Genomic DNA, 8203 nt, shown 5'->3' with positions numbered 1-8203 from the left:
CGAGGGACCGGAGCACCGGCAGACCCCGCTGAGCCGGCGATCCCACGCGCCCGCCCCCAGCGACACGACCAAGAAGATCAACAGAAGCGACCCAAGATCACAGCACGGTCGTTACGAAAGATCGAGGATAGCGCCAGCAGGGTTTGCCGACGTTGATTCCCGACGCGACTCGCCGACAAGCCCGACCTGCGGCATCCGGTCGACGTCGGTGATCGTCGGAAAACGACCCTTTCCCGACACCCCCCCGATGCGTGCTGCGGGCCACGCCCAGCCAAGAGACCCGGAGCGGGCGTCGTGCCGCGGGTCATCCCTGAAGGAGTGGGTGGCCGTGGACAGTCGCTGGTTCAGCGTGGAGTGAGGTGATCTCAACAAGAAGTGCGTAGTTGAAGTTGTTCGATGTGTGTGAGGACGAGTGCGGCCCTGGCGTAGTCGCCGATTCTGCGCGGGCTGGCGGTGATGCGTCGGAGGGCTCGCCAGCGGCCGGCGAGCAGGGCGAAGCCCCGTTCCCCGCGGCAGCGGACCGAACGCAGCAGCGTGTTGTAGGCCTGGTTGGCCGGGGCGAGGACTTGCCCGTTGTCGGGCTGCTTGATCGGGGTGTGGATGCCCTGGCCAGGGCCGTCGTAGCCGGAGTCGGCGAGCGTGGGCAGGTCGAGCTGGGACGCCGACCAGTACAGGGCGCCGAGCATGCCGGCGACGCGGGCGCAGGTGATGTCGTGCTGGTGTCCGGGCACGACGTCGGAGACCCAGATCGGCAGCCCGTCCGGGCGGACGATCGCCTGTATGTTGCCGCCGGGAGCGCGGTGCTTTCCGGAGTACCAGGCGTTGATCGTCTCGCCCTTCGCGGACAGCGTGGTCTCGGCGCAGCGGTCGGTGCGGAAGACCTTGCCGTCGAGTACGACGTGCGACCAGCCTTGGGCGGCGACCTCCTCAAGCGCGTCGTGCAGGTCGGGGGCCTGTTCGGCGAGCACCGTGACGACTTCGTCGCGGTAGCGGTAGGCCGTTGCCCGCGACACCCCGAACCCGGCGCCCACCAGGGCGATGTCGCCCTGGTTGCGGAACCAGGCCAACACCAGCAGCGCTTCGTTCCAGCAAGTCAACGCCCTGGATCCGGCGCGGGTGCCGCGGGCTCGTCGCTCCGCACGCAACAACCTCGCCACCTCCCGTACAAGTTCACGGGGAACGTCGAGCATGGCACGATAAGCGATCACGTGGGGTCCTCGTCCAGGGATGGATCTTGTGGTGAGAACTCCCTATCGAGGACCCCACGTCCTTGGCTGCGACTGTCCGGATTGCCCGTTATGGGCGTGTCACCCCGCAAGTCCTACTGATCATGCTGAGATCACTTCAGTGAGCTCGACTGCACGTGTCCGCTTCGACGCGTCCACGCCGAAGAACGGCGCCAGGATTCCCCCCTGGTCGAGGAACATCGCGTACAGCAGGAACACCGCCAGAGCGGCGATCAGCCCGGCGAGCACCGCGTCGCGCGCCCGGAGCGTGTCGATCGTCTGGGAGACGGAGGTGCCGCGCGCGGTCGTTCCTGCGGATGAGGTGCTTCTGTTCAGATGACAGCATGAGCGTCAGCTCAGCGAGCGTCACGACCGGTTGGCCGGGCGTGGGCCGCGGGGTAGCTGTGCTGCCCACCGGTTCCTGCCCGTGCGAGTCGCCGGGCTTGTGCGAGGGGCTTAGAGTGCTCTAACCTCCCCGCAATGCTGGCGGCTAAGGAAGACTCTCGCACGAGGCTCGGGTGCTGCGTTATAGAGCACACAGAGGCCGTTGAGGACTACCTCAAGACGATCTTCGCCCTGTCTACCCGCGGAGGCCCGGTGACGACGTCGGTGGTGGCCGGCGAGCTGGGGGTCGCGCCCCCGACCGTCTCGGCGATGCTGAAGCGGTTCGAGACCCATGACCTGGTTCGCCGATCGGAGGACCACCAGATCGCGCTGACCGCGCACGGGACGCGGCATGCGCTGGGCGTCGTGCGGCGGCACCGGCTGGTTGAGGTGTTCCTCGTCGAGGTCCTCGGCGTGCCGTGGGACGAGGTGCACGCCGAGGCCGAGGTCCTCGAGCACGCCATCAGCGCCCGGCTTGAGGAGCGGATCGACGCTTTCCTGGGGCACCCGACGCGGGATCCGCACGGCGACCCGATCCCACCCCGGTCCGGGCAGCACGTCGAGGACTGGGCCAGCCCACTGGCGGACGCACCGCCGGGCAGCCGGTTCCGGGTGGAACGGGTCAGCGACCGCGACGATGCGCTGCTGCGTCACCTCGCTGAGCTGGGGGTGCGCCCGGGCGCTGTGCTCGGCGTGGCCGAGTGGGCGCCCTTCGGTGGCCCGTTGTGGGTCGAGATCGACGGGCGTAAGCAGCCCCTGGGTTCCGGGCTGGTCCAGGCCGTGCACGGAAGGACGATTTGATGGCTACGACCTCGGGTGCATCCCGGCGCCGATTCCTCGGTGGTGCGCTGGTCGGATCGGCGGGCCTGGCAGTTGGCGCGCGGGGCCTGCTGCCGGCCCCGACGGCGTACGCCGGCGGGCACGAGCTCGGCGGCGGAGCCGACGGCGGGCACGGCGGTGGGGTGAGCGGCCCGACGTTCCGTCAGGACAGCACCGTGGATCACGCCGCCAACGGGTTCAACCCGACCGAGCTCCTCCGCGATTTCGACTACGGCACCGTCTCCACGCTGCCCGACGGGCGGGTGCTGCGGGAATGGGACGTCTTCGCCAGCGATGAGGACATCGAGGTCGCGCCCGGAGTCCAGTTCCCGGCCTGGACCTTCAACTCCCGAATTCCCGGCCCGACGCTGCGCTGCACAGAGGGTGACCTGCTGCGGGTGAGCTTCACCAACGGCTCCGCACACCCGCACACCATGCACTTCCACGGTATCCACCCCGCCGAGATGGACGGCATACCCGGTGTGGGGCCGGGGGTGATCGAGCCGGGTCAGAAGGTGACCTACGAGTTCGACGCGGCGCCGTTCGGGCTGCACCTCTACCACTGTCACGTCAGCCCGCTGGCCGAGCACATCGCCCGCGGCATGTACGGGACCTTCATCATCGACCCCAAGCAGGGCCGGCCACCCGCCGACGAGATGATCATGGTGATGCACGGCTACAACACCACGTTCGACGCCGAGGGCAACCAGCTCTACGCGGTCAACGGCATCCCGTTCCATTACATGCACGAACCGGTGCGGGTCAAGCGCAACGAGCTGGTGCGGGTCTACCTGGTCAACATCCTGGAATACGACCCGATCAACAGCTTCCACCTGCACGGCAACTTCTTCGACTACTACCCCACGGGCACCCGCCTCGAACCCGCCGAGTTCACCGACACCATCATGCAGGCCCAAGGCCAACGCGGGATCTGCGAGATGCGCTTTCCCCATGCCGGGAAGTTCATGTTCCACGCACACAAGACCGAGTTCGCCGAGCTGGGCTGGATGGGCTTTTTCGAGGTGGTGGACTGATGTATGTCCGTTCCAAGACCGCACCGGTGTGGGTGCTCGGCCTGGTCGCGGTCCTGCTCCTGGGCGCCGCGCTGGCCGCGCTGGCCCTCCTGGGTGGACGCAGCCTGCCCGAGCGCGCCGGCCCCCCGATCGAGGAGCTCGCGGCGGAGCGCACCGTGCTCAGCCCCGGGGCGATCGAGCTGACCGTGCGCAACACCGGCCCGGACCCGGTGCAGGTGGCGCAGGTGTTCGTCAACGACGCCTACGTCGATGTCGCCGGCGCGACCGAGCCGATCGGACGCCTGGACACCGCCACCTTGCGGCTGGACTACCCCTGGCAGGACGGACAGCCCTACGTCATCGCGCTGCTCACCTCCAGCGGGGCGGTGATCGAGCACGAGATCCCCGCGGCCGTCGCCACCCCGCGCGCCGGACCCGGCTTCTTCGGGACGATGGCGCTGCTGGGCACCTACGTCGGGATCATTCCGGTGCTGCTCGGCATGATGTTCCTGCCGCTGCTGCGCCGCGCGGGCGGTGGCGTGGTCAGGGTGCTGCTCGCGGTCACCGTCGGGCTGCTGGCCTACCTGGTCGTCGACGGCACCGCGGAGGGTGTCGAACTCGCCGAAGGCACCGGCGGCGCCTTCGGCGGTGCGGCGCTGGTCGTGTTCGGCGCGGCGCTGGCGTTCCTGCTGCTCACCGGGATCGACCGCTGGCTGCGCGGGCGACGGCAGCCCGCCGCCGGCGGCCAGGCCCGGGCCGGATGGCGGCTCGCACTGATGATCGCCGTCGGGATCGGGCTGCACAACCTCGGCGAGGGACTCGCGATCGGCGCGGCCTACGCCGTCGGCGAGCTTGCCCTCGGCACCGCCCTGGTGATCGGATTCGCGCTGCACAACACCACCGAAGGCATCGCCATCGTCGCCCCGCTCACCGACCAGCGACCGTCGGTGCCGCGGCTGCTGGCGCTCGGGCTGGTCGCCGGTGCGCCGGCGATCCTCGGCGCGTTGCTCGGTGCGGCGGTCAACAACGCCGAGCTCTCGGCGTTCCTGCTCGGCGTCGGCGTCGGCGCCATCATCCAGGTGATCGTCCAGATCGTGCCGAGCCTGCGGGAACGGGCCGGTGGCGGCCTGGACCTGCGGGCGATCGGTGGCGTGGCCGCCGGGGTGCTGATCATGTACGTGACCGGGCTGGCGGTCGCCGCCTGATGACCGAGCCGGTCGACCGCCCGGTGACTGCTCATCCGGACCGGACAACCGTGCAGGACCCCCACCAGGGGTCTGCTGGTGGCGAGCTGAACCGTCGGACGGTGCTGGTCGGCGCGGGCATCACGGCGGTGGCCGCCGTACTATCCGGCTGCGCGACGGGTGCTCCCGGGGTGAACGCCCTGATCGGCGGTGCGCAGCGGCTGGGCACGCACCGGGAGTTGCGCCGGCTGACCCGCACAGCGCCCGGACCGTCCGGGTCCGCCGCGACAGCAGAGACCATCAGGTCCGCGCCGACGATCTGGTGGCCGGGGACGTCGTCGAGTTGGTGGCCGGTGACGTCGTACCGGCGGACTGCCGGTTGCTCGCAGCACCCGAGCTGGAGGTCGACGAATCCAGCCTCACCGGTGAGTCCGTCCTCGCGGTCAAGTCGACCGAACCCACCGCTGCACCTGGGCTCGGCGATCGGCATTCCATGCTCTACGAGGGCACAGTCGTCGTCACCGGCCGGGCGGTGGCCGTCGTGGTAGCCACGGGAAACCGCACCGAGAGCGGGCGCACCGCCCAGGCCAGCGAGGGCACCGCGCCACCCACCGGGGTGCAGACCCGACTGCGCGTCCTCGCGAAAAGCACCGTGCGCTTCTCGATCGGGGCCGGGCTAGGACTGCTGGCCGTGGACCTGACGCGTGGACAGGGCGTCGCGCACGCGCTGGGCCGGGCGGTCAACCTGGCGGTGGCCTCGGTACCCGAGGGCCTGCCGTTCGTCGCCACCGTCGCCGAGCTGGCCGCGGCCCGGCGGCTGGCCACCCGCGGGGTGCTGACCCGCAACCCCTCCACGATCGAGGCGCTCGGCCGGGTGGACATGGTGTGCTTCGACAAGACGGGCACCCTGACCGAGGGCCGGATCAGCGTGGCCGTGGTATCCGACGGAGCCGAGAGCAGACCCGTCGACGCGCTCACCCCGCCCCTGCGGCAGGTGCTCGCTGCCGCCGCGCTGGCCAGCCCATGGCAGTCGCCCGAGCACGAGGTGGCCCACCAAACCGACCGCGCGGTGCTGCAGGAGGCGCGTCGGCTCGGGGTCTCACCAGAGCAGGGCGACGGCACTGTCGCCGCCCTCGCCGAGCGGCCGTTCGAATCCGGCCGCGGCTACCACGCGACGCTGTCGCGGTCCGGGGGCGAACACCTGCTTAGCGTCAAGGGCGCGCCCGAGGTGGTGCTGCCGCGGTGCACGCTCAGCAGGCAGACACGGCGGGCCGTCGACGCTGAGGTTGAGCGGCTGGCCCAGCAGGGTCACCGGGTGCTCGTGGTCGCCGAACGCCCCGTTCCCGACGCGCTCGACATTCCTGACGCCCGGGTCCATGACCTCGAATACCGCGGTCTGCTCGCGCTGGCCGACCGGGTCCGGCCCACCGCCGCCCGGGCCGTCACCACGCTGAACGCGGCGGGAGTGCAGGTCATGATGATCACCGGGGACCATCCGGGCACCGCGCGGGCGATCGCGGACGAACTCGGCCTACTGGGCGACCGGCGGGTTGTCGTCGGCGCAGAGCTCGACGGTCTCAACGACGAGGAACTCGCCGCCCTCGCATCGCAGACCGGCATGTTCGCCCGGGTCAGCCCGGCGCAGAAGGCCCACATCGTGCGGGCGCTGCAGCAGGCTGGCCGGGTGGTCGCCGTCACCGGCGACGGCACGAACGACGCACCGGCCATCCGCATCGCCGACGTCGGCATCGCGCTGGGCTCGCGCGCCACTCCGGCGGCCCGACAGGCCGCCGACGTCGTGATCACCGAGAACCTCATCGAAACCATCATCGATGCGGTCATCGAGGGCCGCGCGATGTGGACCTCGGTGCGCGACGCGTTGTCGATCCTGCTCGGCGGCAATCTCGGTGAGATCGGCTACGCCCTGCTCACCGGTTTGCTCAGCGGTGAGGAAACGCTCAACGCCCGACAGCTTCTGCTGGTCAACCTGCTCACCGACGTGCTGCCGGCGATGGCGGTCGCGGTGCGCCCGCCGCCGGACGTCAGCCCCGACCAGCTCCTCGCCAGTGGCCCCGAGGCCGCGCTGGGAGCGGCGCTGACCCGCGACATCTACCTGCGGGCCGTGGCCACCGCCGCGGCCGCAGCCGCCGCCTGGCTGCTCGCCCGGCCCACCGGGACCCCCGGGCAGGCCAGCACCACAGGTCTGGTGGCGTTGGTCGGCGCGCAGCACGGCCAGACCCTCGCGGTACGGGGCCGCACCCCGCTGGTCGCGGTTGCCGCGCTGGGCTCGCTGCTGCTGCTCGCCGTGGCCGTACAGGTGCCCGGGATAAGCCGAATCGTGGGCTGCCGGCCCCTACTCCCACACCAGTGGGGCATCGCGCTCACCGCCGCAATCCTGGCGACCGCCGCGCAGCTGCTCGCCCAGCGCCTGACCGGATAACAGACGGCCGGCCATCTAAAAGGCTTCGTGGACAGCCGAACGAGGCAAACCTGCCGCGGCAGCGGGCGAGGTAATTAGCCCGGGCCGTCCACCCTGCGCCCCCACGAACCCGCCGCCACGATCCGGGCCCGACTCGAGAACAAGGGCCTGCACTACGCCATCGTCACCGACCCTGGACGAGGCCCTCACCAAGGTGCGGGCGCACCACGGCCAGGTGGATCAGGCCGCCGGCCGCGGCGAGAACGGCGGCGAGCAGGATAGTCACCTCGGGACGGCGGACGGTGACAATGCCCTTCGAGGTGGCCATCTTGTCGCGCCGGGATGCGCCCGTCATCGCAGTCATCAGATCGTCCTTCCGTGCACCGCCTGGACCAGCCCAGAACCCAGGGGCTGCTTACGCCCGTCGATCTCGACCCACAACGGGCCACCGAAGGGCGCCCACTCGGCCACGCCGAGAACAGCGCCCGGGCGCACCCCCAGCTCAGCGAGGTGCCGCAGCAGCGCGTCGTCGCGGTCGCTCACCCGCTCCACCCGAAACCGGCTGCCCGCCGGTGCGTCCGCCAGTGGGCTGGCCCAGTCCTCGACGTGCTGCCCGGACCGGGGTGGGATCGGGCCGCCGTGCGGATCCCGTGTTGGGTGCCCCAGGAAAGCATCGATCCGCTCCTCGAGCCGGGCGCTGATGGCGTGCTCGAGGACCTCGGCCTCGGCGTGCACCTCGTCCCACGGCACGCCGAGGACCTCGGCGAGGAACACCTCGACCAGTCGGTGTCGCCGCACGATGCCCAGCGCATGCCGCGTCCCGTGCTCGGTCAGCACGATCTGGTGATCACCCGAGCGGCGAACCAGGTCATTGACCTCCAGCCGCTTCAACATCGCCGAGACAGTCGGGGCCGCGACCCCCAGCTCGCCGGCCACCACCGACGTCGTCACCGGACCGCCGCGGGTAGAGCACAAGAAGATGGTCTTGAGGTAGTCCTCAACGGCTTCCGTGTGTTGAATCCCGCAGCACCCTAGTAGGGCTTTGTTAGGTCGAGTTAGGTGAGTGGGGTCGTCGCGTCGGGACGGGTTGCAGGCAGGTGCGGCAGGCGCCGGTCCAGATGCCGAGCAGGGTCTGGAGTTCGCGGAGTACGGCGTAGA

Annotated in this window: 8 protein-coding genes; 4 read left to right on the top strand and 4 right to left on the bottom strand. The window is 70.5% G+C overall.

All coding sequences use genetic code 11. The features are described from left to right. Window positions 1–365: 365 nt before the first annotated feature. Together KME75_RS37655 and KME75_RS37650 are read right to left on the bottom strand one after the other, a co-directional pair. Window positions 366–1208 carry a transposase family protein gene (locus KME75_RS37655; RefSeq protein WP_219419720.1) on the bottom strand — a complete coding sequence of 281 codons (843 nt, stop codon included), beginning with the start codon at window positions 1206–1208 and terminating at the stop codon, window positions 366–368. Between the two features lie 120 nt (window positions 1209–1328). Then, window positions 1329–1475 carry a hypothetical protein gene (locus KME75_RS37650; protein WP_219419719.1) on the bottom strand — a complete coding sequence of 49 codons (147 nt, stop codon included), beginning with the start codon at window positions 1473–1475 and terminating at the stop codon, window positions 1329–1331. 231 nt (window positions 1476–1706) lie between these two features. Here KME75_RS37650 and KME75_RS37645 point away from each other — a divergent pair, with 231 nt between their 5' ends. The 4 genes from KME75_RS37645 (at window position 1707) to KME75_RS37630 (ending at window position 7066) form a co-directional block, all read left to right on the top strand. Then, window positions 1707–2411: a metal-dependent transcriptional regulator gene (locus KME75_RS37645; RefSeq protein ID WP_219419718.1), complete on the top strand. Its 705-nt coding sequence runs from the start codon at window positions 1707–1709 to the stop codon at window positions 2409–2411. Further along, entirely contained in the window at window positions 2411–3463 is a 1053-nt protein-coding gene (locus tag KME75_RS37640) for a multicopper oxidase domain-containing protein (RefSeq protein ID WP_219419717.1), read from the top strand. Before KME75_RS37645 ends, KME75_RS37640 begins: the two co-directional genes overlap by 1 nt. Further along, window positions 3463–4647: a ZIP family metal transporter gene (locus KME75_RS37635; protein ID WP_219419716.1), complete on the top strand. Its 1185-nt coding sequence runs from the start codon at window positions 3463–3465 to the stop codon at window positions 4645–4647. Before KME75_RS37640 ends, KME75_RS37635 begins: the two co-directional genes overlap by 1 nt. Before the next feature lie 142 nt (window positions 4648–4789). Then, on the top strand, window positions 4790–7066 hold the full coding sequence (locus KME75_RS37630; protein ID WP_372452752.1) for a cation-translocating P-type ATPase: 2277 nt from the start codon (window positions 4790–4792) through the stop codon (window positions 7064–7066). A gap of 163 nt (window positions 7067–7229) precedes the next feature. Here the strand turns inward: KME75_RS37630 and KME75_RS37625 are convergent, their stop codons facing one another. Both KME75_RS37625 and KME75_RS37620 read right to left on the bottom strand, forming a co-directional pair. Beyond that, on the bottom strand, window positions 7230–7409 hold the full coding sequence (locus KME75_RS37625) for a hypothetical protein (protein ID WP_219419715.1): 180 nt from the start codon (window positions 7407–7409) through the stop codon (window positions 7230–7232). Beyond that, window positions 7409–8065 carry a metal-dependent transcriptional regulator gene (locus KME75_RS37620; RefSeq protein WP_308283436.1) on the bottom strand — a complete coding sequence of 219 codons (657 nt, stop codon included), beginning with the start codon at window positions 8063–8065 and terminating at the stop codon, window positions 7409–7411. Before KME75_RS37620 ends, KME75_RS37625 begins: the two co-directional genes overlap by 1 nt. Window positions 8066–8203 lie beyond the last annotated feature (138 nt).

The sequence above is a fragment of the Pseudonocardia nigra genome (assembly GCF_019396355.1).
GTDB classification, from domain to species: Bacteria; Actinomycetota; Actinomycetes; order Mycobacteriales; family Pseudonocardiaceae; genus Pseudonocardia; species Pseudonocardia nigra.
Note: the sequence above shows the minus strand (reverse complement) of the source record. Positions and strands in the feature narration are given on the sequence as shown.